Source organism: Brachybacterium tyrofermentans (genome assembly GCF_014897585.1).
GTDB classification, from domain to species: Bacteria; Actinomycetota; Actinomycetes; order Actinomycetales; family Dermabacteraceae; genus Brachybacterium; species Brachybacterium tyrofermentans.
The window spans coordinates 73,435-96,785 of the sequence record NZ_JABUXW010000003.1 but is presented as its reverse complement, the minus strand read 5'-3'; the positions used below and the strand labels follow the sequence as shown (position 1 = coordinate 96,785).

The following is a 23,351-nucleotide window of genomic DNA, read 5'->3' as shown; positions in this document are numbered from 1 at the left end:
CCGTCATCAGCCCTCGCCGGCGTCGCTGACCTCGGGGAGCGGACTGACCGGATCCGTCGGGGTGACGCGTTCCTCGTCCGGCAGGCCCTTGCCCGGCTCGACCTCCTGGTCCTCGGGGATCGGGGCCTCGGGCGTCTCGGCGCCGTCGGGGACCTCGAGCTCCGGGACCTCCGTGGGCATCTGGGTGCGTTGGATGGATACCGAGACCAGGCCCAGGCCGCCCATGACGATGTCGTCGTACGCGACGAGGCGCCGGGTGTCCTTGTCGAAGTAGAGCATCCTGGCGGTGAGGTCGAGCGGGGCGTCACCCTTCAGCACGGGCAGCACGCCGCCTGAGGCGAGCGCGCCGCCGGTGGAGCCGACGGTGAACCAGTCCGTGCCCGAGCCATCCCGGTCCAGCTCCACCTTCGAGGTGTGCATGTGGCCCGAGAGCACCATCGGCACGCGACCCTCGAGTCCCTGGGGCTGCGTCGGATCATGCATCAGGGCGAGGTCGACCGGAGCATCGGGGTGCGCCTCGTCGTAGGCAGTGATGGTGTCCCCGAGCTGGAATCCGCTCGCGGCCATCGCCTCGGTGCCCTCGCGCCAGCCGCCGGCGTCGGAGTCGTCGTCCGCGGCGAAGCGGGGATCGCCGATCCCGGCGATCCGCAGGCCGGCGACCTCGACGACCTCGTTGTCCACGACGGTCGCATTGGGCTGCTCGGCGATCTTCGCCGCGGACGCCGCACCGTCGTGGTTGCCGCTGACGTAGACATAGGGGATCCCGAGCCCGCCGATCACGCTCAGCTGCTGGGTCTCCACCGGGGTGCCCCAGGAGACGATGTCGCCGGTGTCGATGACCATGTCGATCGCGAACTGCGTGTGCAGCTGTTCGATGACGTCGTAGGCCTGGGGGTTGTCGTGGATGTCGGAGACATGGAGGACCGAGATCAGGTTGTCCTCGTCGAGTCCCACGGGCAGGGAGTCCGCGGCGATGTACAGGGCGGAGACCTGACCCACGAACTCCGCGAGGGTGCTGCGATAGTTCTGGTAGTCGGCGGCCGTGGCCTGGCCGATGTCTGCGATGTAGGTCGCCTGCGAGAGCAGGCCGTCGAACTTCGGCTGGTACAGCGAATCGGGTCGGAACGTCACGGAGGTCATCGCGACCGAGACGCCCACCAGCGCCACGGCGCTGCCGCCGGCGATGAGCGCACGCCGCACCCGACGGAAGGTGAGGCCGACGATGAGACCGGCGCCGGCGGCCGCGAACAGGGCGTTCAGGACGGCATTGAGGGCGGCCGCGCGGATGATCGCCTCCGGCGCGGTGCGGGTGAGCTCGGTGAAGCCCGTGCTGGAGTAGAAGAGCGCCTCGGCCTTGGCGATGTCGACGCCCTGCACACGCGTCTCGATGCGCACGGGGGCCGTGTGGGTGTCGAAGGAGACCTCGCCGACCGGCGGCAGCAGGAGCACGGTCTCCGAGGTCAGCGACGGGCGCAGGTGCACGCTCGCGGTCAGCGGGCCGATGTCGACCCGGGTCGCGGGGACCAGCATGAGGCCCACGATCGCTCCCAGCAGGGCCACGACCGTCGTGGTCGAGACGTGCAGGGCTCGGAGGGTGCGCACCCGGCGACGGCGATGCCGCGCCGCGGCCTCCGCTGCCGTTTCCGGGTCAGCGGCGGTGTCCTCCGACGTCGGGACGGCATGATCCGTGCCTGTGGGGGATTCTGCGCCCCCAGGAGTACCCGCCGAGCCCGCCGATCCTGACGGACCGTTCCCCGTTGACGACGAGGTCATGGATGCTCAGCCGAGGAAGCCGACGCGGCGGGGCTCCTCGGTGGAGAGCTCCGCGTACGCGACCTTGGCGCCGGGGACGAGCACGGTGCGGCCCTTGTCGTCGACCAGGGTGACGGGGGAGCCCTCGGCGACGGCGGTGTTCAGACGCTCGAGCAGTTCCTCCGCCTTCTCCGTGGACTCGATGACGATCTCGCGGGGCGAGTGCTGGATGCCGATGCGGATCTCCATGGCGATGTCCTTCCCTCCGCCTCTGAGGCGGGGACGTCCGATGCTAAATGTCAGAAAGCCTACCCGGCGGATCAGGACGAGGCGGGGGCGTCCGCTCCCAGCGCAGAGCCGGTGGCCGCCGTGCCCTCCCGAGGCGTGAAACCGGCCAGTCCGTGCACCATGAAGGTGGACATGACCTCGAGGATCTCCTCGCGCTCGACATCATCCTGCGCGTCGTGCAGCAGCAGCGCCGTGGTCTGGGTGGCGGCGATGAGCCCCCGTCCGATGATCCTCGACTGCGCCGTGCTCATCTCGCGGAATGCCGTGAGCACCTCGGCCAGGTCGATCGCCATCTGGTCGAGCACCGCGCTCGCCCGCTCCTGCACCTCGTCGGAGATCGACTCGTTGCCGGTGAACAGCCTCAAGGCGTTCTGGACGGAGATCAGCTCGTAGAAACGGGTGATCCCGTAGCGCACCCGCTGCGTGGTGTCGCCCTCGAAGGCGCCGATCTCCCTCACCTCCGCCAGGAGGCCCACGGCGATGATGTCGATGACTTCCAGGTACAGCGTGACCTTCGAGTCGAAGTGCTGGTAGAGAACGGGCTTGGTGACCCCGGCGGCCGCCGCGATGTCGTCCATCGACGTGCCGTGATAGCCCTTCCGGGTGAACACCTGTGTGGCGAGCTCCAGGAGCTGGGTGCGACGCTGGGCGCGAGGCATCCGTGTGGTGGGTGACGGAGACATGCTCATCGACCTCCGGAGGGGATGACGGGGTCCGAGTGATGCGTGACACTCTACCGCCCCGTCACCGCCCGCCGGGACGGTTCGAACGTCCTCCGCGTGAGGTGGAATAGGGGAATGACGATGAGCAGGACGACGAGCGGTGCGGGGCGGAGCCCGAGCGAGGGGATCCGTCTGCTCGGACCTGACCTGGCCGCCCTCCCGGCGGTCCTCCCCGCCGGGGAGCTCGACGGCCCGCAGCAGGATGCGCTGGAGCTGCTGCTCGGTGGGGCCGACGTCATGGTGCACGGCGGGCCCGCGAGCGGGCGCACGACGCTCGCCCTCGCGGCCGCGGCGCAGGCCGGGGAGAGGACTCTGCTGCTGGCGCCGCGACGCCACGCCGCCGGGCGCCTGCGCGACGCTCTCGCCGTGCAGGGAGCGGGCGAGGTGCGGGCGATGACGCCGCCCGCCCTCGGCCATGCCCTGCTGCGGGCCGACGCCCTCTCCCGCGGTCTCGGCGAGCCGAACCTCGTCACCGGGGCGGAGCAGGACTCCCTGCTGGCGGAGCTGATCGCCGGGCGCGAGAGCTGGAACCTCGAGGTCGATCCGGGAGCCCGCACCCTGCCCGGCTTCCGCACCGAGCTGCGCGACCTCATCACCCGCGCCACGGAGCTCGGGCTGGCGCCGGGCGATCTGGACCGCCTCGGTCGTGAGCGCGGCAGGCCCGCCTGGTGCGACGCCGCGGCGATCCTGCGCGACTACCTCGGTGTGCTCGACCTCGAGGCCTCTGCTGCTCTGGATGCCGGGCCCCGCCTGGACTCCGGGGGCCTGGTGCGCCGCGCCGTCCGCCTGCTCGAGGACCCCCGGACCGCGGCCCCCTTCGACACCGTGGTGGTCGACGACGCCCAGGACCTCACCACCGCCGGCGTCGCCCTCGTGGCGGCGCTCGCCGCGGCCGGGTCGAGCGTGATGATCTGCAGCAGCCCGGACTCCGCGGTGGATACCTTCCGCGGCGCCCTGCCGGATGCCGCGGACCGACTGCGCGATCTCCTGCGTCGGCCGCTGTCCGAGATCACCCTCACCGGTTCCCCGGGGATCGCCCCGGGCATCGTGGCCGGGGTCGATTCCCTGCGCGGCCGGCTCCCGCTGGCCGGCGCCACGGCGGACTCCCGCCGCCCCCGAGCGGCCGACGGCCCCGGGATCGCCGTGCTCCAGGCCGACGACCCGCTCGATGAGGCGCGCCTGATCGGCTCCGCCCTGCGCGATCTGCACCACCGCGAGCAGATCGACTACGACGACATGGCCGTGGTGTGCCGCTCCGGCTCCGCCGTCGCCGACGTCGCCGATCTGCTCTCCCGCACCGGTCTGCCCGTGCGCGTGCCGCGCCGACCCCAGCCCCTGCGGGAGGTGCCGGTCATCGCGGACCTCCTCACAGTCCTGGAGGTCGGACTCGCTCCGGAGGGGACTCCCGTGGACCCGCAGGTGGCCGGTGACCTGCTGCGCGGTCCCTTCGGCGACGCGGACACGCTGCGGCTGCGGCGCATCCGGCGCCTCCTGCTGAGCGCGCAGCGCTCCCTGGACCCCGCCTCGGAGATCCCCAGCGACCAGTTGCTCGCGCGGGCGCTCGTGGAGCCGGAGGTCCCCGGCCTCCCGGACCCCGAGGACCGGGACCGCGCCGCCGCCCCGGTGCATCGGGTGCGCGCGATGATCCGGGCCGTGCGCGACCATCGCACGGCCGATGCCGAACAGATCATCTGGGAGGCCTGGGACGCCGCAGCGCTCGCCGGTGGCTGGCGCCGGGCGGCGCTCGGGGCCCCGGGCGATGTCGACGGGGCCCGTGCACGGCTCGCCGGTTCCCGACTGGATGCGCTGCTCGAGCTGTTCGCCGCGGCCGAGCGGCTCACCGCGCGCCGCCCCGGTGCGGGGGCCCTCGACCTCGTCGAGCAGATCCGCTCGCAGGCCGTCGTCGAGGACACGCTGGCCCCCGCCGCTGCCCCGCGCGGCCGGATCGCGGTGCTCACCCCCGCACAGATCGCCGGCGAGCATCGCGACACCGTCGTGCTCGCCCGGCTCCAGGAGGGGGCCTGGCCCGACCTGCGCCTGCGCTCGACGCTGTTCGGGGCGGCCGAGCTCTCCCTGCTGGCCGCCGCCCGGCCGGGCGCGGAGCTGCCCTCGGATCCCGAGTCGCTGCGGGCCATCCAGCGCAGCCAGGTGATCGCCGACGAGCTGCGGCTCGCGATCAGCGCCATGGCCCGGGCCAGCACCCGGGTGCTGGTCACCGCCGTCCAGGACGAGCAGCTCGAGCCGTCGGCCCTGCACGAGGCGATCGCGTCGCTCGCGGCGCGCGCCGGCGAGCCCTGGATCGACCTCGACCGGCTCCGTCAGGACCCGGGCCCGGCCCCTGATGCCCGACAGCTGGTCGCGGCGCTGCGCCGCAGGCTCCATGACGAGGACCCGCAGCGTGCGCACGATGCGGCGCTGGCCCTGCACGCCCTCTCGCGCGCTGGCGCGCCCGGGACGGATCCGAGCAGCTGGTACCACCAGGATCCCAGCAGCACCGCGCCGTTGCACGACGAGGGCTCCGTCATCGGCCTGTCCCCGTCGGCCCTCGAACGGGCGGTGGACTGCCCGCAGTCGTGGCTCATGGAGCGCGCCGGCGGCACCCGCTCCGGCGGGCCCGCGCAGCTCATCGGCACCGCACTGCACCATCTCGCGCAGATCCATCCGCAGGGCCCCGAGGGCGGGGCCGAGGACCTGCTCGAGGAGCTGCACACCCTGCTGCGATCGGTGCCCGGCACCGAGACCTGGTCCGGGCGCCGCCGGGTGCGCCGGGCCGAGGACGCCGCGCGCCTGCTCGCCGAGCATCTGCGCACCGCGCCCGAGGCGCTCGCCGTCGAGGTCCCCTTCGAGGTGGACCTCGGGCGGGTACGGCTGCGCGGCAGCATCGACCGGATCGAGGGGGATGCGACCGGACTGCGGGTCGTGGACCTGAAATCGGGGAAGAACGCGAAGTCCGCGGCCGCTGCGCAGGACGACCTCCAGCTGGCCGCCTACCAGGCCGCGGTACGTGACGGCGCGCTCGCCGAGCAGCTCGGGGACGACGCCCCGGAGCGGCTGAACGGGGCCCAGCTGGTCTACGTCGGCACCGGCGGGAAGAAGGCCGCCGTGCGCACCCAGATCGCGTTGGGCCAGGCGGAGGACCCTGCCTGGTTCGACTCCCTCGTCGCCCAGGTCTCCGAGGACGTCGCCGGCCGCGCGGTCACCGCACGCCTGAACTCCCATTGCTCCCACTGCGCCGTGCGCAGCAGCTGCCCGCTGCAGCCCGAAGGAGGCCAGCTATGACAGAGCACATCGGCCCCGAGCCCACCAGCCCCGGGCGGCTCAGCGCAGGGACCCTCGCCGCCCTGCTGGACCAGCCCCCGCCCACGCCCGAGCAGGTCGCCGTCATCGAAGCCCCGCTGGCACCGATGCTGGTCGTGGCCGGCGCCGGCTCCGGGAAGACGGAGACGATGGCCTCGCGGGTGGTGTGGCTGATCGCCAACGCGATCGTCGAGCCGCGCCAGGTGCTCGGGCTGACGTTCACCCGCAAGGCCGCCCACGAGCTCTCCGCCCGGATCTCCGCCCGGCTGACCGCCCTGGCCGCCGCGATGCGCGCCGAGGGCCTCACGCTGCCGCCCGGGCTCGAACGCGGCCACGACGAGCTGGTGGGGCAGCGCCCCCTGGTGCACACCTACAACGGCTTCGCCCTGGACCTGGTGCGCGAGCACGCCCTCGCCGTCGGCATCGACCCCGAGCTGACCATGATGTCGACCTCGGCGTCCTGGCAGCTCGCGCACTCGATCGTCGAGGGCTGGGACGACTCGCTGGACCTCGAGGCCTCGCCGGCCACGCTCACCGCCGCCCTGCTGTCGCTGACCTCCTCGATCGCCGACCACCTCGTGACCCCCGAGCAGCTGCGCGAGCATCTCCAGGAGATCCACGACCACCTCGGCGGGATCCCGCTCCAGGTCGAAGGACGCCGACGCACCACACCCAAGGCCGTCGCCTCCGTGCTCACCTCCCTCGAGTCCCGCCTCGCCCTGATCCCGCTGCTCGAGCGCTTCGCCCAGCTGCGGACCGACAGCTCCGCCATGGACTTCGCCGACCAGGTCTCCCTCGCGGCCCGGGTGGCGCGCGAGGTGCCCGCCGCGAGCGCGCTCGCCCGACGCATGCACCGCGTGGTCCTGCTCGACGAGTTCCAGGACACCTCCGTCGCCCAGCTGCAGATGCTCACGGACCTGTTCGGCCCCGGGCATGCCGCGTGCGCGGTCGGGGATCCCCAGCAGGCCATCTACGGGTGGCGCGGCGCGTCGGCGGCCTCCCTCGCCGGCTTCGCGACGACGTTCGCCACCCCGGAGCAGCCCGTGCTGCAGCGCACCCTGTCCACCTCCTGGCGCAACGACCAGGCCGTGCTCGCCGTGGCGAACACTCTGGCCGCGCCGTTGCGCTCGGCCGACGCCGGACTCACCATCCCCGAGCTCCAGGCCCGCCCCGGCGCCGGTGAGGGCGCCGCGGAGATCCTCGAGGCCTCCGACGAACGGGCGGAGGCGCGCGCCATCGCCGACTGGATCCTCGCCCGCCGCGCCGAGATCTCCGAGGCGGTGCCCGCCGGGGCGGACGGGGCAGACCGCGCAGGGGGCTCGGCAGAGGCTGCGGAGCAGGCGTCGGCCGCCGTGCTGGTGCGCGCCCGCCGCCAGATCCCCGCCCTCGTCGAGGGGCTCGAGGAGCGCGGCCTCGCGGTCCACGTGGTCGGCCTCGGCGGGCTCCTGCATCGCCCCGAGGTGGCCGACGTGCGCGCCGTGCTGCAGTGCGCGCACGACCCGGGGCGCGGTGACGCCCTCATGCGCCTGCTCACCGGGCCGCGCTTCCGGCTCGGAGCCCGTGACCTCTCCGTGCTGGGCCGGTGGCGGGACCGGATGGGCTCACGCCTGCGCCGCACGGCCGACGCCCCCGGCGGCGAGGACGAGGCCGAGTCCGTCTCCCTCGTGGACGCCGTCGACGACCTCCCGCCCGCGGACTGGACCGACCCGTCGGGCCGCTCCCTGTCCACCACCGGCCGGGACCGTCTGCGGCAGATCCAGCAGATCCTGAGGGAGATGCGGCGCCTGCTGCCGCTGCCCCTGCCGGACCTCGTGACGGCCGCCGTGCGGGTTCTCGACGTGGACCTCACCCTGCTCGCCGCGGACCCGGGCTCGAGCGTGCTGGCGGACCTCGAGGCGCTGCGCGACCACGCCGCGGCCTTCGACCGCACCGCTCAGCGCGGCGGGCTCGGCGCCTATCTCGACCTGCTCGAGATCAGCGAGGACGAGGAAGCGGGGCTCGCCGTCTCCGCCTCGCCCGAGCACACCGAGGAGGAGGGCGACTCCGGCGCGGTGACCATCGTGACCATGCACTCCGCGAAGGGGCTCGAGTGGGACCTGGTGGCCGTAGCCGGCCTCACCGAGGGGTCCGTGCCCTCCTACGACCTGCGACGGGCGAAGACGGACGAGGCGGGCCGGGTGCGGGTCCCGGACAACGGGTGGCTGGACAAGCTCGCCTCGGCGTCGGTCCCCACCGCCCTGCGCGGCGATGCGGACACCCTGCCCGAGCTGGCCTGGGCCGAGGCGGACACCCAGGTCGATGCCGAGGGGCTCATCGAGGACTACCGCTTCGCCCAGGGCGAGGAGTCCCTGCGGGAGGACCGCCGGCTCATGTACGTCTCCGTCACCCGGGCCCGGCGGCGCCTGCTGCTGACCTCCGCCGCCTGGCGCGCAGGGCTGGCCACCGCACGACCCCGCTCCCGCTATCTGGTCGAGATCCATGACCTGGTCCCCGAGCAGTTCCGCACGGTCCAGGAGGTGCCCGAGACCAATCCGCTGGAGTCGGAGCGGCCTCAGGCGCAGTGGCCGCCGCCGCCGGGGGAGCCCGAGCGGCGCCGTGCCCGCGCCGCCGGGATGCTGGACGCGATCCCCGAGGCGGCGACGAAGGGGCCGGCCCCGGAGGTCACCGACCCGGCGCTCGCCGAGATCGTGCGGCGGGCGATCGACGACCTCGAGCAGCAGGCCGCGCCCCCGCTCGTGCACTCCCCGCCGAGGCTGTCCGCCTCCCAGGTCGTGCACCAGGCGCAGGATCCGCGCGGCGCGGCGATCGATCTGCTGCGTCCGCTGCCCCGCCGGCCGTCCCCGGCCGCCGCCCGCGGGACCGCCTTCCACGCCTGGCTCGAGTCCCGGTACGACAGCACGGCGTTATTGGATCTGGAGGACGTCCTGGACCTGGGGGAGGACGAGGGCCCGCATCGCGACGACCTCGCCCTGCGCGAGGCCTTCGACTCCTCGCAGTGGGCGCAGCGCACCCCGATCGTCGTCGAACACCCGGTGCAGACCCGGGTAGGGGAGATCGCCGTGCGAGGCGTCATCGATGCGGTCTTCGAGGATCCCGACAGCCCCGAGAACTCTGACAGCACCGACAGCGAGCGTCCCGGAGCTCGGGGCGTGATCATCGTGGACTGGAAGACCGGCCGGGTGCCGCGCCCCGCTCAGCTGCGGGAGCGAGCCCTTCAGCTGTCGCTGTACCGGCTGGCCTGGCACGAACGCACGGGGCTCCCGCTGGAGCGGATCCGCACGGCGTTCCACTTCGTGGCCGACGACGTCACCCACGAGGTGCGGCGGCATCCGTCCCGCGAACGGATCGCGGAGATGCTCACCGGGGGGTGATCACCCCGGGACCTGCTGTCCCGCGCGTCCTCGCTCAGGTGCCCACCTCGGGCGTCGTGCCCGGGCCCTGCCGTCGGGCTCTGCCTCAGGCCTGCTCGCTGCGGGAGCCCGTCTCCTCGCGGGAGCTCATCTCCTCGTAGGCGCGCTCGGCCTCGTCCCGGGCTAGCTGCGCGAGATCGGCGTCGAGGTCGGCGATCATGCCGCGGGCATCGGAGACGATCGACTCGTCGCCGGTCTCCAGCCCGTGCGCGAGCCACTCGGCGACCGCGAACTCGCCGAGGGCCTGGGCCCTCTCCACCAGACGCGGATGCGGCGCGGTGGGCAGCTCCTCGCAGTAGGCGGCGTACAGGTCGTCGAAGCGCTCCGGATCCAGCGAGGAGATCAACCAGGCCAGGTCCGAGGCGGCGTCCGCGACACGGGACGAGGACCAGTCGCGCATGGCGCTGACGTCATCGCCGGAGGCGAAGAGGCTCTCCTCGGACAGATCGCCGTGGATGAACTGCGCCGAGATGTCCCACAGCTCCTGGTCCTCGAGCAGGGCCTCCCACCGCTGGGAGACGGCCGCCGGGAGATGTCCGCTCTCCGCGGCCGTGGCGATGCGGGTGCGGTGCTCGGCATGGAGCACCTCCGGGGTGAAGGACTCCACCCCCGCCGCTTCGGCCGCATAGCGCGGGACGGTATGGATGCGGGCCAGGACCCGCCCCAGCGACCGGGCCAGCTCGGGGGAGTGCTGGAGATCATCGAGCATCAGCGGCCGGCCCACCGGGGCCTCGGTGACGGCTGCGCGGCCGCCCTCGGAGAGCTTCACGAACCCCAGCACCGGGGGGATGATGCCGTGCAGCGGGGTGCCGGAGAGGGCGTCCGCCACCTTCAGATCACGCTCCAGGCGCACCCCGGAGGCGGTCGAGGAGGGGGAGAGGACCATGACGCGGCGGCCCTGCTCGCCGATGACCCCGGCCACGTCGAGGTCATCGATCGGGGTCGCGATCGGGGTGGTCCTGACCGGGATCAGACCGGGGACCGCTGCCGCGGCGAGAGCAGCCAGGGAATACGAGTTGCGATGCACGCGTCCACCGTACCCGGGTGGTCGGCCCGATCCACGTAGGCTTCCGGGTATGGCGAATCTCCGCGGCCCGCATCTGCACACCCCTCTGACCCTCCTCAGCTCCGACCGGGACGCGCTCAGCCGCGTCGACCCGGCGATGGTCGCCCCCGGCGACGACGCCAGGTACCTGGTCTCCCGAGCCGGCGAGACGGCCTTCCAGGAAGCGGAGGACGGTTCCCTCCAGCTGGCCTTGGAGACCGCGGACCCCCGCGCCGGCGGCACCCAGCCGCTCGTGCTGCTGGGAGTGCGGGACGGGCTGCGGATCCTCGCCGTCGAGATCCTCGAGACCAGCGCCGAGATCGACGATCCCGGCCGTGACCTCCGCGACCTCCGGCGCATCGCCGATCAGCTCGATCCGGCCGACGCCGACCTCGCCCTGACCGCGGTGGCGATGGGTGCCTGGCATCGGTCGATGCGGCACTGCCCCCTGTGCGGCGCACTGCTCGAGGCCGAGGTGGGCGGCTGGGTGCTGCGTTGCCGTGACGACGGCTCCGAGCACTTCCCGCGCACCGACGCGGCCGTCATCATGGCCGTGCGCGACAGCGAGGACCGCCTGCTCCTGGCCCGCAACGCGAACTTCCGCAACCGCTTCTACTCGGTCCTGGCCGGCTTCGTCGAGCCGGGCGAGAGCCTCGAGAACGCTGTGGCCCGTGAGGTCGCCGAGGAGGTCGGGATCACGGTCGAGGAGGTCGAGTACGTCGGCAGCCAGCCCTGGCCCTTCCCCCGCTCCCTGATGCTCGGCTACCGGGCCTGGGTCCCCGGGGCGGTCGAGCTCACGCTCCAGGAGGACGAGATCGCCGAGGCGCGCTGGTTCACCCGCGAGGAGCTCGCCGCCGCGCTCGCGGCCGAGGAGATCGAGATCCCCAACAACGCCTCCCTCGGTCGTGCGCTGATCGACGACTGGTACGGCCGCTCCGCCGAGGCGTGAGGGACTCGCCATCCACAGCGGTGCCCGGAACGTCGGGCGCCGCTGGCAGGATGGCCCCGATGACCGAATCAGCCCTGCCCCCCGCCCCGACGACTCCCACCCCGGGTGACGCCGAGAGCATCCTCGCCGCGCTCGACCCGGAGCAGCGTGAGGTCGCCAGCACCTTCGGCGTGCCCCTGTGCGTCCTCGCCGGCGCGGGAACGGGCAAGACCCGCGCCATCACCCACCGCATCGCGTACGGGGTGGCCACCGGGCAGCTGAACCCGCGCCACGTGCTCGCGGTGACCTTCACCGCGAAGGCCGCCGCGGAGATGCGCTCGCGGCTGCGGGATCTCGGCGTGCCCGCCGTGCAGGCGCGCACCTTCCACTCCGCCGCACTGCGCCAGCTGCGTCACTTCTGGCCGCGGGTGGTCGGCGGGCCCGTCCCGGAGATCATGGCGAACAAGTTCGCCGGCGTGGGCGAGGCCTGCCAGCGACTGCACCTGAGCGTGGACCGGGCGGCGCTGCGGGACATCGTCTCCGAGGTGGAGTGGTCCCGGGTCACGATGCTCACCCCGGAGTCGTATCCCGAGGCGGCCGCCGCCGCGAAGCGCCCCGGCGTCGCCGGCTTCGACTCGCGGTCCATCTCCCGGATCCTCACCCAGTACGAGGAGGTCAAGAAGGAGCGCGGGGTCATCGACTTCGAGGACGTCCTGCTGCACCTCGTGGGCTTCCTCTCCGAGCGGGCCGACGTCGCCCGGGAGATCCGCGGCCAGTACAAGCACTTCGTCGTCGACGAGTACCAGGACGTCTCCGCGCTCCAGCACACCCTGCTGCGGCTCTGGCTCGGGACCACCGACGACGTCTGCGTCGTCGGCGACGCGGCCCAGACCATCTACACCTTCGCCGGTGCGCGCGCCTCCTACCTGCTGGGATTCCGCAGCGAGTTCAAACGGGCCCGCACCATCCGGCTCGAGCGGAACTACCGCTCCACCCCGCAGATCGTGCGCCTGGCCAACACGGTCCTGGACGGCGCCCGCGGGCGCACCCGGGACAACCGGCTCACCCTGGTCGCCCAGCGGGAGGACGGCCCCCCGCCCCTGGTGGAGTCCTTCCCCGACGATCCGGCGGAGGCCGACGGCATCGCCGACCGCATCGGGGCGCTGATCGCCGAGGGCCGCACCGCCGCGGAGATCGCGATCCTGTTCCGCACCAACAGCCAGTCCGAGGCCTTCGAGCAGGCGCTGACCGCCCGGGGCATCGGCTACCTGGTGCGCGGCGGCGACCGCTTCTTCGAGCGCCAGGAGGTGCGGCGCGCCATGGTCTCGCTGCGGGCCGCCACCCGGGTCGAGCAGCTCGACCCCGGCCGCGCCGTGCGCGACATCCTCTCGCAGCAGGGATGGTCCGAGACGGCCCCGGAGACCACCGGGGCGATCCGGGACCGCTGGGACTCCCTGAACGCGCTGGTGGGCCTGGCGGACACCGTCACCGCCCGGCCCGGTGCCACGATGACCGATCTGGTCCGCGAGCTCGAGGAGCGCGCCGAGGCGCAGTCGGCCCCGGTCGTGGACGGCGTGGCCCTCGCCTCCGTGCACGCCGCGAAGGGTCTCGAGTGGCCCGTCGTGTTCCTGGTGGGAGCGAGCGACGGGCTGATGCCGATCTCCATGGCCTCGACCCCGGCAGAGGTCGAGGAGGAGCGGCGACTGTTCTACGTGGCTCTGACCCGGGCCCGCGACCTGCTCACCGTGAGCTGGTCCGCCGCCCGCACCCCGGGAGCCCGGGGGAGCCGTCGAGCCTCCCGCTTCCTGGACGGCGCGCTCGATCATCCCGAGGCCGGCGGGAAGCGCCCGGGAGCCGACGCCCGCCGCACCGGCCGCCGCAGCGCGACCGTCTACTCCGAGTGCAGGGTGTGCTCCCAGGGGTTGGTCTCCGCCCGGGAGCAGCGCCTGGGCCGGCACGAAGGGTGCCCTCCCACCGCGGACCCAGCGCTCCTGGAGGCGCTGCGGTCCTGGCGGCTGGACCGCGCACGGGAGAACGGCGCCCCGGCCTACTCCGTCCTCACCGATGCGGCCCTCGAGGCGCTCGCCGAGCGGCGACCGGGCACCGAGCGCGAGCTGCTCGCCGTGCCGGGCATCGGCCCCGGCAAAGCAGAGCGGTTCGGTCCTGCGCTCCTCGCCCTCCTCGCCGAGCACCCGGCCTGAGGCTCCATCGGGCTGCAGCGGCCACTGCCGGCCACTGCGGGCTCGAACTGCCTCGGCCGGACCCCGTGCGTAGCCGCTCCGGAAGTCCTGAAACCGCAGGTCAAAAAATAGATGTGACTTCTGGTGAACGTGTGTAGACTCATGCTTGTCAATCGTCCACGTCGTGGTCCGGGACACCGGGACGCGCGCATTCGAAAGGGGGTGGCCTCAGTGAACATCATCAGGAATCTCGCAGGAGATGGACTGCGCCCCCTCGGCGCGCCCTCCCTTCTGCCGCGCGTACGGGGCTATGCCCCCGCGGTGCCCAGCCTGAGCTGACGAGGCCTCCCCTCGCTGCCGGTGCGGCACCGCCGCCGCACCTCCGCCCGAAAGGGCTCGTCCCCCGACGATCTTCAAAGCAGCGAGACGATGACTTCTCTACTCACCACATTCCTGAACCCCGCCGACACCGCAGCGCATCTGCTGCCGTGCCACGACACCGCCGCCGCGGACCTCTTCTTCTCCGAGCGTCCGGCTGATCTGGAGCAGGCCAAGAGCCTGTGCGCCGACTGCCCGCTCCTCCAGGAGTGCCGCCAGGGCGCTCTCGAGCGCGAAGAGCCCTGGGGCGTCTGGGGCGGTTCGATCTTCGATTCCGGCCGCATCATCGCCGTCAAGCGCGGTCGCGGCCGTCCACGGAAGAATCCCGACCAGAACGCGGCATGAGGACCGTGACGGTCCCGGATCGCCGAAGGGGCCTGCAGGCCGGCCTGGAACAGCCCGGGGCGGCCTGCAGCGTCCCCAGAGCGGCCGGCAACGCTCACGGGCGGCCCGCAACGTCAGTGGGCGACCCGGAGCGGTCACGGGCGGATCGGCACCGCCCGAGGCCGCATGCACGAGGGGCGAGACACCGTCATGGTGTCTCGCCCCTCGTCGTGCATCAGGCCGGTCGGATCAGGCTGTCTCCAGCCCCTGATCTCCTACCGCTCGTACCTCGCGGTACGTCGATCAGGAGTGTCAGGATCGCCTGATCTCCTACCGCTCGTACCTCGCGGTACGTCGATCAGGCCTTGCCCAGGATGCGGTTGAGCTTCGTGCCGCACTCCGGGCACACAGCCTTCGCCATGCGGCGACCGTTGGAGACGACGACGTTGCCCTCGGCCTCCCGCTTCTCGCGGCACTTGACGCAGTAGAACTCTCCGGCATAGGTCTCGTCGGCCATATCCGCTCCTTGTGGGAATCGATGGTGATGTTCGGTTCCCCGGACGCGCAGCTCTCGCCGCGAGGCCGGGATCGATCCACTGTAACGGGGGGCGGTGGAGCCGAACGAATCGAGGGATGCTCCGAACGGGGCGGCCCGTCGCGCGCTTCGGGATCAGGAGGCTCAACGGAGAGCCGAGGAAGTGCGCGCGACGAACCGACAACGGAGGCCCCGTAGGCGCAAAGAGGCCTGAAGGGCCGTGGGACCCCGGGGGCGCTCAGCACCACGCGCACCTTCCCCGTGTGCGTCCTGCTAGTTATCCCGGGGTCCCACGTGCAGGGAAACCTAGCCCCTGGGAGCGGCACCGGTCAAAGGGCCGTCGGGGACCGACTGTGGACAACCCCGCAATGGGTGTGGACAGGTTCGGGACGGTGCGGCGGCGACTGTGGAGGAAGATGCATTCCTGCAGGTCACGGCCCCGAAAGGTTTCCTCTCGCGGGCTCGGTTGTGGATGAAGATATTCTGCCCCGGATCGTGCCAGGCTTCTCCCCATGAGTGATCTCGTCCTCCAGGAGAACGTCGCCGGCCCTCGCGGGGAGCGGGTGATGGTCCGTCGGTCGGCGCGCCGGCGCCGCACGGTGTCGATCAGCCGGCGCGACGGGGATCTCGTGATCGCGATCCCCGCGACGTTCAGCGCGCGGCAGGAACGGGACTGGGTCACGAAGATGGTCGACCAGCTGGTCAGGAAAGAGGCTCGGACCACGAGGACCCGGCGCGGTGATGAGGCTCTCGCCCGGATGGCCCGAGAAGTCAGTGAGGCATATCTCGGGGGCCGGGCCCACCCGTCCTCGGTCACGTGGTCCACCCGCCAGAACCACCGCTGGGGGTCCTGCACGCCGGCCGACGGCACGATCCGGCTCTCGCATCAGCTGCAGGACATGCCGGACTACGTCGTGCGCTCGGTGATGATGCACGAGCTCGTCCATCTCCTCGTGCCGGGCCACGGCAAGGAGTTCCAGGCGCTGATGGCGCTGTACCCCCAGGCGCAGAAGGCGCAGGGCTTCCTGGACGGGTTCTCCTGGGCGCGGAGCCTGCCGTCCGCGGAGCTGGACGGAGATCTGGAGCACGAGCCGGACCAGGACTCGGTCCGGGATCCGGAGCGACGAACGCAGGCTCAGTCCGAGTAGCTGGCCAGGATCGGGGCGAGCGCGTCGAGCTTCGCCGCCATATCGGGCACGGTGCCCTCGGGCAGGTGCGCGGTGGAGCGGGACGGGCCGCCATCCAGGAGCGGCCAGGGGATCCAGCGCACCTCGGGGGACTCGTCGCTCGTGGCCAGGGGCGTCGCAGAGGCCGGACCGGGGGCGCGCAGGAGGAACTGCACGTCCCAATGCTCCGCGCAGGCACCGAAGGCCGCATCGAGTTGATGACTGTGCAGGACCGCGGGGCCCGGCCCCACGCGCTCCAGCGCGGACAGGCCGACCTCTTCGGCGACCTCGCGGCGCGCGGCGAGCTCGAAGCTCGTCTCGCCCGCTTCGAGATGTCCGCCGGGCTGCACCCAGAAGCTGCCCTTGCGATGCCACACCAGAGCGATGTGCTCTCCGGGAGCGTCGATCACCACGGCGCTCGCCGTGAGGTGGCGGGGGCCGCCCTCGCGATAGAGGGCGTTCGGGGAGCCCTGCAGCAGCGCCGTGTACTCCGCGGCCATCTCGGGGCCGGAGGCGGCGTCGCGGGCGAGCTGCAGCTCCGCGAACGCCGCCTCGAGCGGATCAGCGCCCATCGGGAGTTCCCGGCTCCTCGTCCTCGCCGGACGTCCCCTCGTCGGGGGCCTGATCGCCGGAGCCCCCAGTGCTGGAGCCCCCATCGCTGGCGTCTCCAGTGCCGGAGTCCCCATCGGCGGAGTCCTCGCCGTCACGAGGGCTGCCGCCGTCGGCGTCCCGGCGCAGGCCGCCCTTGTCGTCCTCCCGGGGCGCGGAGCCGGAGTCGGCGCCGCTGAGGAGCTTCTCGAGCTCGGCGTCGAAGTCCGTGGGGATCTCCACGTCTGCCATGCCGTCGGGGACGTCCTGCGCAGCTCCCTGCGGAGCCTGCGGGGTCTGCGGTGCCTGCGGGCGCCCGGAGAGCACTTCGGCGGTGGGCAGCAGATCCGGGTGATCCCAGGTCGCCTCGCGGCCCTGCTCGCCCTCGGTGGCCAGCACGCTGTCCCACCAGGTGAGGGCCTCGCGCACGCGCCGGGGGCGCAGCTCGATGCCGATCGTCCGGGCCAGCATCTGCTCGGCAGGGCCGCCGGCGGCGCGGCGACGCCGCAGCACCTCGCGCATCGCCTCGAGCTCAGGGAGCTTCCCCTCGAGCGCCTTGGTCGTGACGTGATCGACCCACGACTCGATCAGCGCCAAGGTCGTGGCGAGCTCCTCGAGCGCACGCTCCTGGGAGGCCCGTCGGGTGAAGACGAACATCTCCTCGGGGCGCTTCGCCTGCATGGCCTGGGGGTCCGAGAGGTCCAGGTCCCGCACCATCTCGTCGAGGGCGTCGAGGTCCAGGGTGATGCCGCGGGCGAAGTCCTCGATCGCGGAGAACAGCGCCTTGCCCAGCCACGGGGCCGCGCTGAACAGGGCGGTGTGGGCGATCTCGCGGGTGGCGAGGAAGATCCGTGCGGCGGAGGGATCCAGGGTGTGCGACGAGATCAGGTCGTCGACGTTCGCGGCGACCAGCGCCGGCTCGCCGTCGCGACCCAGCGGCAGCGACAGATCGGTGGTGCCCGAGGCTTCGCGGGCCAGGGAGCCGATGGCGTGACCGAACTGGACGCCGAACATCGTGCCGCCGATGCGCTCCATCATGCCGGCGGGATCGCCGGGCAGCCCGGAGGCGTTCCCGCCCATCGCGGAGAGGTCGCCCATCTGGCCCATCTGGGAGGCGATCGCCTCGCCGATCGCTCCGGCCATGTACTTCGCGACGGGCTCGACGATGGTCTTCCAATGCGGCAGCGTCCGATGCAGCCAGGTGCCGCGGCTGAACACGGCCAGCTCGGCGGTGGGCACGTCGAAGGCGATCACGGGGTCCAGCCACAGCCGTGCGACCTGGGCGGCCTGGCGCAGATCGTGGATCTGGGCGTCGGTCGGATTGGGGTCCCCGGGGGTGCCGGTGGGCTCCGGTGCGCCGGGGACGCCGGCCATGCCGGCGGCGGTGCGCCGGGCGATGTCCTCGGCCATCTGCCAGTTCACCGGGTTGTCGCCCTGGGCGGCGAACATGCTCTGCATCTGCGCGGCGGCGGCACGCAGCTGCGCAGGGTCCTGGGGCAGGTTCGCCTGTTCGGCGAGCGCCGACAGGTCCAGCCCGTCGAGGGCGCCTTCGGGGAGCGCGTCCCCGAAGGTCTCCTTGAGGAAGCGCTTGAGCGCCTCTTCGTCCATATCGCCGGGTCCACCCGGGATCGGATCAGTGTTCATGGCCACCTCCAGCAGTCCGTGGGCGCCCAGCGTACCGAGCGCATCCGGGAACAGGGTGAAGGCTTCGCGTGAGGCACAATGTCGGGGTGATAGACGACCAGTCCCGGCCCTCCCGAACCCGGCGGGCCCGCGCACTGCTCTCGCGCCAGGTCGAGGACGCGCAGCTCGCCCGCCCGGTGGTGGCCCTGGTCTCGATGGTGGTGCTGTGCCTGATGATCCTGGGCGCCTCGCTGATGCCGGTGCCGTACGTGATCGAGCAGCCGGGCCCGGCGATCGACGTGCTGGGCTCCTATGACGATGAGCAGATCATCGTGATCGACGGCGCGAAGACGTACCCCACCGAGGGGACGCTGATGATGACCACCGTCTCCGTCGATGGGGGGCCCGGCTACCGGGTGACCCCGGTCGAGGTGGTCGCCTCCTGGTTCGATCCCACGAAGTCCGTGCTGCCCCGCGAGGCGGTCTTCCCCGAGGGGCAGACCCGTGAGCAGACCGTGCTGACGAACTCCGTCGCGATGGGCTCGTCCCAGCAGGGTGCGGTCGCCGTCGCCCTCGAGGAGCTCGACATCGACTTCGACCCCGTGATCATGATCGGCGGGGTCGAGCAGGACGCTCCGGCCGACGGCACCCTCGAGGCCGGTGACGTGATCGTCTCTGTGGACGGACGCAGCGCGACAGATGTCGCCGGCTACCAGGAGCTGGTCCTCGGCACGCCGAAGGGCGAACCCGTCCCGATGACCGTTCGTCGCGACGGTGAGGAGCTCGACCTGGAGGTGCCCGCCGAGATGGTGGACGGTGCCCCGAAGATGGGCGTCGTGCTCACCTCCGGGTACGACTTCCCGATCGACGTCGAGATCGCCGTGGGGGACATCGGCGGCCCCAGCGCCGGGATGATGTTCTCCCTGTCGGTCTACGACGAGCTGACCCCGGGCGCCCTAACCGGTGACCACCAGATCGCCGGGACGGGCACCATCGCCGCGGACGGCACGGTCGGCGGGATCGGCGGGATCCGCCAGAAGATGGTCGGTGCGCACGACTCCGAGGCCGACTACTTCCTCGCCCCTGCCGCGAACTGCGACGAGGTCGTCGGCTACGAGCCCGACGGACTGGACGTCGTCGCGGTCTCCGACTTCGACGGGGCCCTGAAGGCCACCGAGACCATCGCCGAGACCGGCAGCACCGACGGTCTCCCCACCTGTGACGACGTCGCGAAGACGTCGCAGAACGAGGACTGATGAGTAAGCGCAACCGCCGCCGCACCCCGCCGAGCCCCACCGTGGTCTTCGACTACGGGGGAGTGCTCAGCGCCGGACACGACCCGGTTCCGGGCATCCACGACCTGCTCGGCGGCGACATCGGCGCCGTCCGCGAGGCCCTCTGGGCCCACCGCGACAGCTACGACCGGGGTGCCAGCACGCCGGAGGAGTACTGGGGCTCGGTGGCCATGGCCGCCGGCGTCGAGCACCTCACCGAGACCGAGGTCGGCGAGCTCCAGGCTGCGGACAACCGGTACTTCCTGCGACTGGACCCAGCGTCCCGGGAGCTGCTCCACGACCTCGCCCGCAACGGCGTGCGCCTGGCGCTGCTGTCCAATGCCTCCGAGGCGTTCGGCGAGGCGGTGCGTCGCGCCGACTGGTTCGAGGCCTTCACCCTCGCGGTCATCTCCGGCGAGGAGCGGGCGGTCAAGCCCGGGCGGGAGATCTACGAGATCCTGCTGGACGTGCTGGCGCACGAGACCGGGGGAGTGTCGATCCCGTCGGCCGTCGTCTTCTTCGACGACCGCGAGGAGAACGTCGCCGCCGCTCGGGCGCTGGGGATCGATGCGCATCTGTGGCCGCGCAACGGCGAGGAGCAGGCCGACGGCGCCGAGCACGGGGCGGCGATCGCGCGCCGCGTGCTCACCGAACGGGGCGTCCCGCTGGACTGAGCCCCGTTGGACTGAGCCGCGCTGGGTCAGAGGATCTCGCCGCCCATCAGCACCGTGCCGAGGACCCACCACGGCACGAAATGGGCGACGGCCACCTGGCTCCCTGCCGCGACCAGCAGCACGGGCCAGCGCGTGTCGCGGCTCGTGGCACGGACCACGAGCGCCGCGATCAGAAGGAGCAGGAACAGGACCAGCGCCGCCCCGCCGACCAGGAGGCCCGCCGGGCCGGCGATGACACCGAAGGTCGCCGCGGCGGAGAGCAGCACCACCCCGGCTCCGATCCCTCCGATCACGGAACCGGCCACCAGTGCGATCAGACGTTCCCACCAGGCGGTGCGGTCCGGCACCAGCAGGGACCCGAGCTGGAGCACCACGGAGATCACCCCAGCGAGCGCCGTCGCCGAGGTCAGGACCATGACGGCCAGATCGTTGCCCCGGTCCCACCCGAGGTTCTCGAGCATCACCCAGATCGAGCCGACCCCGCCGAGGATCGCCAGGATCGCCGCCAGGACATGGCAGCACAGCAGCAGGGGCAATCGGCTTCGGCGCGGTGCGGTCTCGATCATGGCGGCACCGTAGCGGCTGGAACAGAGCAGCGCCTAGGCTCCAGTCGTGGACGAACCCCCTGTGACATCTCCGAGCGAGCCCTCGAGCCCCCGTGGTGACGCGCTGCTCGTGGGCCTGCACCTGGTCGCCGTGGTGCTCGCGGCCTCCAGCGGCTATCTCGCCCGCTGGTCCTTCCATGCGAGTACCCAGCCCGAGGCTGACGCGACCGCTCTGGAGCTCCTCGTGCTCGTCGCCGTGGCCGGTGGTCTGCTCTCCCTCGCCCTGCAGGTGGCGACGCTCCTGGTGCCGAGCGTCGCCACACGAGGGGCGCGCCTGCTCGCGCACAGCATCGGGGTGGTGGCGAGTGCCGTACCGACCGCGCTCATCGCCCTGGCCGGGCTCCTCACCATGGGGTCTCTGCTCCCTCAGGCCGGGGACGCGATGAGCCTCCTCACCTCGCTGGTGCTCCTGGCCTGCCTGGCAGGTTCCGGCTACCTCTCCATCGCCCGTTCGCAACGGCGCCGGGCGATGCTCCTGCTCGCCGCGGGCTCGGCGCTCGTGGTGTCGTTCTTCAGCGTCTGGTGGTTCGTCAACGGCCTCGCTCTGGCGGTGAACCTGCTGGGGCTCGATCCGGCGACGTCGGGGTAGAGTCGGGCAGGCGACACATCCCGTGCGGCACCGCGTCGCGGCGCGCCGGTGAGAATCCACCAGACCCCTCTCCGAACAGGAACACGCGTTGGCTGAATTCATCTACTCCATGTACAAGGCCCGGAAGGCTGTGGGCGAGAAGGTCATCCTCGATGACGTCTCCATGAGCTTCTACCCGGGTGCGAAGATCGGCATGGTCGGCCCCAACGGCGCCGGCAAGTCGACGATCCTGAAGATCATGGCCGGGCTCGATACGCCCAGCAACGGCGAGGCGAAGCTCTCGCCCGGCTACAGCGTCGGCATCCTCCTGCAGGAGCCGCCGCTGGACGAGTCCAAGACCGTCCTGGAGAACGTCCAGGAGGGCATGGGCGAGCTGTTCAAGAAGGTGCAGCGCTTCAACGCCATCGGCGAGGAGATGGCCGAGCCCGACGCCGACTTCGATGCGCTGATGGCCGAGATGGGCACGCTCCAGACCGACATCGACGCCGCCAACGGCTGGGATCTCGACTCCCAGCTCGAGCAGGCGATGGACGCGCTGCGCTGCCCGCCCGGAGACGAGATGGTCACCCATCTCTCCGGTGGTGAGCGCCGCCGCGTGGCGCTGTGCAAGCTGCTCCTGGAGAAGCCCGACCTGCTGCTGCTGGACGAGCCCACCAACCACCTCGACGCCGAGAGCGTGCTGTGGCTCGAGCAGCACCTCACGCAGTACGAGGGCGCCGTCATCGCCGTCACCCACGACCGGTACTTCCTGGACCACGTGGCCCAGTGGATCGCCGAGGTCGACCGCGGTCACCTGTACCCCTATGAGGGCAACTACTCCACCTACCTGGAGAAGAAGGAAGAGCGCCTCAACGTCCAGGGCAAGAAGGACCAGAAGCTCGCCAAGCGCCTCAAGGAGGAGCTGGAGTGGGTGCGGTCCAACGCCAAGGGCCGCCAGGCGAAGTCGAAGTCCCGACTGGCTCGCTACGAGGAGATGGCCGAGGAGGCCGAGCGCACTCGCAAGCTCGACTTCGAGGAGATCACGATCCCGCCGGGCCCGCGCCTGGGCAACCAGGTCATCGACGCCAAGGACCTCAAGAAGGGCTACGGCGAGCGGGTGCTCATCGACGGGCTCTCCTTCACCCTGCCGCCCAACGGCATCGTGGGCGTCATCGGCCCCAACGGCGTGGGCAAGACCACGCTGTTCAAGACGATGGTGGGCCTGGAGCCGATCGACGACGGCGAGCTGAAGATCGGCAAGTCCGTGCAGATCAGCTATGTCGACCAGAACCGCGAGAACATCGACCCGGAGAAGAACCTCTGGGAGGTCGTCTCCGACGGGCTGGACTACATCCAGGTCGGCAAGGTCGAGATCCCCTCACGCGCCTACGTCAGCCAGTTCGGCTTCAAGGGCCCGGATCAGCAGAAGAAGGCGGGGATCCTCTCCGGTGGTGAGCGCAACCGCCTGAACCTCGCACTGACCCTCAAGCAGGGCGGCAACGTGCTCCTGCTCGATGAGCCCACCAACGACCTCGACGTGCAGACGCTCGGATCGCTCGAGAACGCCCTGCTGGAGTTCCCCGGCTGCGCCGTGGTCGTGTCCCACGACCGCTGGTTCCTGGACAGGGTCGCGACCCACATCCTGGCCTACGAGGGCACGGAGGAGGACCCGGCGAACTGGTACTGGTTCGAGGGCAACTTCGAGTCGTACCAGGCCAACAAGGTCGATCGTCTCGGTGCGGAGGCCGCTCGTCCTCACCGCATGACCTACCGTCGCCTGACCCGCGACTGAGGGCCCGCTCCTCGCGGAGAGAATCCCTTGCCGAGCGCCCCACGATCGATCACCTGGTGATCGGCCGTGGGGCGCTCGGCGTTGAGTCGTCGTGCCGTTGTGCCGTCGAGCTGTCAAGCCATCGGGCCGACGGGCCGGATGCTGTCCGTTCCTGCAGGCGGGAACCACCTCGCCATCCGTCCAGAAAGTTCTTGCAGGAGAG

Annotated in this window: 18 protein-coding genes; 10 read left to right on the top strand and 8 right to left on the bottom strand. The window is 71.9% G+C overall.

Annotated features, from left to right (window positions below; translation table 11 throughout):
• Positions 1-6 precede the first annotated feature (6 nt).
• From INT49_RS02925 to INT49_RS02915, 3 genes are all read right to left on the bottom strand, one after another.
• The gene (locus tag INT49_RS02925; protein ID WP_319021488.1) at positions 7-1,602 is read right to left on the bottom strand and encodes a metallophosphoesterase family protein; all 1,596 of its coding nucleotides are present in this window, start codon (positions 1,600-1,602) and stop codon (positions 7-9) included.
• A gap of 177 nt (positions 1,603-1,779) precedes the next feature.
• Positions 1,780-2,001: a DUF3107 domain-containing protein gene (locus INT49_RS02920; protein WP_193116221.1), complete on the bottom strand. Its 222-nt coding sequence runs from the start codon at positions 1,999-2,001 to the stop codon at positions 1,780-1,782.
• Between the two features lie 71 nt (positions 2,002-2,072).
• Complete coding sequence (locus tag INT49_RS02915; RefSeq protein ID WP_193116220.1) at positions 2,073-2,723, bottom strand: TetR/AcrR family transcriptional regulator; 651 nt, start codon at positions 2,721-2,723, stop codon at positions 2,073-2,075.
• 120 nt (positions 2,724-2,843) lie between these two features.
• Between INT49_RS02915 and INT49_RS02910 the strand changes: the two genes are divergently transcribed.
• Positions 2,844-6,041, top strand: coding sequence for a UrvD/REP family ATP-dependent DNA helicase (locus INT49_RS02910; protein ID WP_193116219.1), 3,198 nt, complete (start codon positions 2,844-2,846; stop codon positions 6,039-6,041).
• Positions 6,038-9,430, top strand: coding sequence for an ATP-dependent DNA helicase (locus INT49_RS02905; RefSeq protein WP_193116218.1), 3,393 nt, complete (start codon positions 6,038-6,040; stop codon positions 9,428-9,430). Before INT49_RS02910 ends, INT49_RS02905 begins: the two co-directional genes overlap by 4 nt.
• Positions 9,431-9,515: 85 nt before the next feature.
• Here the strand turns inward: INT49_RS02905 and INT49_RS02900 are convergent, their stop codons facing one another.
• Positions 9,516-10,496, bottom strand: a complete 981-nt coding sequence (locus INT49_RS02900; RefSeq protein WP_193116217.1) for a phosphotransferase — start codon at positions 10,494-10,496, stop codon at positions 9,516-9,518.
• Between the two features lie 49 nt (positions 10,497-10,545).
• Between INT49_RS02900 and nudC the strand changes: the two genes are divergently transcribed.
• From nudC to INT49_RS02885, 3 genes are all read left to right on the top strand, one after another.
• On the top strand, positions 10,546-11,463 hold the full coding sequence (nudC, locus tag INT49_RS02895) for an NAD(+) diphosphatase (RefSeq protein ID WP_193116216.1): 918 nt from the start codon (positions 10,546-10,548) through the stop codon (positions 11,461-11,463).
• Positions 11,464-11,522: 59 nt separating this feature from the next.
• Positions 11,523-13,643: an ATP-dependent DNA helicase UvrD2 gene (locus INT49_RS02890; protein WP_193116215.1), complete on the top strand. Its 2,121-nt coding sequence runs from the start codon at positions 11,523-11,525 to the stop codon at positions 13,641-13,643.
• A gap of 408 nt (positions 13,644-14,051) precedes the next feature.
• Positions 14,052-14,345 (top strand): WhiB family transcriptional regulator, encoded by a 294-nt coding sequence (locus tag INT49_RS02885; RefSeq protein WP_193116214.1) that lies wholly within the window; start codon positions 14,052-14,054, stop codon positions 14,343-14,345.
• A gap of 337 nt (positions 14,346-14,682) precedes the next feature.
• On the opposite strand, the gene INT49_RS02880 is transcribed toward INT49_RS02885, so the two are convergent.
• A complete protein-coding gene (locus INT49_RS02880; protein WP_010551122.1) occupies positions 14,683-14,841 on the bottom strand; it encodes a DUF5679 domain-containing protein in 159 nt (52 codons plus the stop codon).
• Between the two features lie 530 nt (positions 14,842-15,371).
• On the opposite strand from INT49_RS02880, the gene INT49_RS02875 reads away from it, so the two are divergent.
• On the top strand, positions 15,372-16,007 hold the full coding sequence (locus INT49_RS02875) for a M48 metallopeptidase family protein (RefSeq protein ID WP_193116213.1): 636 nt from the start codon (positions 15,372-15,374) through the stop codon (positions 16,005-16,007).
• On the opposite strand, the gene INT49_RS02870 is transcribed toward INT49_RS02875, so the two are convergent.
• Both INT49_RS02870 and INT49_RS02865 read right to left on the bottom strand, forming a co-directional pair.
• Positions 15,995-16,597: an NUDIX hydrolase gene (locus INT49_RS02870; protein WP_193116212.1), complete on the bottom strand. Its 603-nt coding sequence runs from the start codon at positions 16,595-16,597 to the stop codon at positions 15,995-15,997. The two genes, INT49_RS02875 and INT49_RS02870, sit on opposite strands and share 13 nt — an antisense overlap.
• Positions 16,587-18,257: a zinc-dependent metalloprotease gene (locus INT49_RS02865; protein WP_226849657.1), complete on the bottom strand. Its 1,671-nt coding sequence runs from the start codon at positions 18,255-18,257 to the stop codon at positions 16,587-16,589. The genes INT49_RS02870 and INT49_RS02865 overlap by 11 nt, the downstream gene beginning before the upstream one ends.
• A gap of 86 nt (positions 18,258-18,343) precedes the next feature.
• On the opposite strand from INT49_RS02865, the gene INT49_RS02860 reads away from it, so the two are divergent.
• The gene (locus INT49_RS02860; protein WP_319021487.1) at positions 18,344-19,492 is read left to right on the top strand and encodes a YlbL family protein; all 1,149 of its coding nucleotides are present in this window, start codon (positions 18,344-18,346) and stop codon (positions 19,490-19,492) included.
• Positions 19,492-20,184, top strand: a complete 693-nt coding sequence (locus INT49_RS02855; RefSeq protein WP_193116210.1) for an HAD family hydrolase — start codon at positions 19,492-19,494, stop codon at positions 20,182-20,184. The genes INT49_RS02860 and INT49_RS02855 overlap by 1 nt, the downstream gene beginning before the upstream one ends.
• A gap of 26 nt (positions 20,185-20,210) precedes the next feature.
• On the opposite strand, the gene INT49_RS02850 is transcribed toward INT49_RS02855, so the two are convergent.
• Complete coding sequence (locus INT49_RS02850) at positions 20,211-20,750, bottom strand: hypothetical protein (RefSeq protein WP_193116209.1); 540 nt, start codon at positions 20,748-20,750, stop codon at positions 20,211-20,213.
• 46 nt (positions 20,751-20,796) lie between these two features.
• On the opposite strand from INT49_RS02850, the gene INT49_RS02845 reads away from it, so the two are divergent.
• Both INT49_RS02845 and ettA read left to right on the top strand, forming a co-directional pair.
• Entirely contained in the window at positions 20,797-21,378 is a 582-nt protein-coding gene (locus INT49_RS02845) for a hypothetical protein (protein WP_193116208.1), read from the top strand.
• An 88-nt stretch (positions 21,379-21,466) separates the two neighbouring features.
• Positions 21,467-23,149 carry an energy-dependent translational throttle protein EttA gene (ettA, locus tag INT49_RS02840; RefSeq protein ID WP_193116207.1) on the top strand — a complete coding sequence of 561 codons (1,683 nt, stop codon included), beginning with the start codon at positions 21,467-21,469 and terminating at the stop codon, positions 23,147-23,149.
• Positions 23,150-23,351: the final 202 nt, after the last annotated feature.

Coding starts and splice junctions, on each gene's coding strand:
- INT49_RS02865 (WP_226849657.1), bottom strand. CDS start 18,257: ATGAACACTGATCCGATCCCGGGTGGACCCGGCGATATGGACGAAGAG.
- INT49_RS02890 (WP_193116215.1), top strand. CDS start 11,523: ATGACCGAATCAGCCCTGCCCCCCGCCCCGACGACTCCCACCCCGGGT.
- INT49_RS02920 (WP_193116221.1), bottom strand. CDS start 2,001: ATGGAGATCCGCATCGGCATCCAGCACTCGCCCCGCGAGATCGTCATC.
- INT49_RS02915 (WP_193116220.1), bottom strand. CDS start 2,723: ATGTCTCCGTCACCCACCACACGGATGCCTCGCGCCCAGCGTCGCACC.
- INT49_RS02910 (WP_193116219.1), top strand. CDS start 2,844: ATGAGCAGGACGACGAGCGGTGCGGGGCGGAGCCCGAGCGAGGGGATC.
- INT49_RS02875 (WP_193116213.1), top strand. CDS start 15,372: ATGAGTGATCTCGTCCTCCAGGAGAACGTCGCCGGCCCTCGCGGGGAG.
- INT49_RS02885 (WP_193116214.1), top strand. CDS start 14,052: ATGACTTCTCTACTCACCACATTCCTGAACCCCGCCGACACCGCAGCG.
- INT49_RS02850 (WP_193116209.1), bottom strand. CDS start 20,750: ATGATCGAGACCGCACCGCGCCGAAGCCGATTGCCCCTGCTGCTGTGC.
- INT49_RS02855 (WP_193116210.1), top strand. CDS start 19,492: ATGAGTAAGCGCAACCGCCGCCGCACCCCGCCGAGCCCCACCGTGGTC.
- nudC (WP_193116216.1), top strand. CDS start 10,546: ATGGCGAATCTCCGCGGCCCGCATCTGCACACCCCTCTGACCCTCCTC.
- INT49_RS02905 (WP_193116218.1), top strand. CDS start 6,038: ATGACAGAGCACATCGGCCCCGAGCCCACCAGCCCCGGGCGGCTCAGC.
- INT49_RS02870 (WP_193116212.1), bottom strand. CDS start 16,597: ATGGGCGCTGATCCGCTCGAGGCGGCGTTCGCGGAGCTGCAGCTCGCC.
- INT49_RS02880 (WP_010551122.1), bottom strand. CDS start 14,841: ATGGCCGACGAGACCTATGCCGGAGAGTTCTACTGCGTCAAGTGCCGC.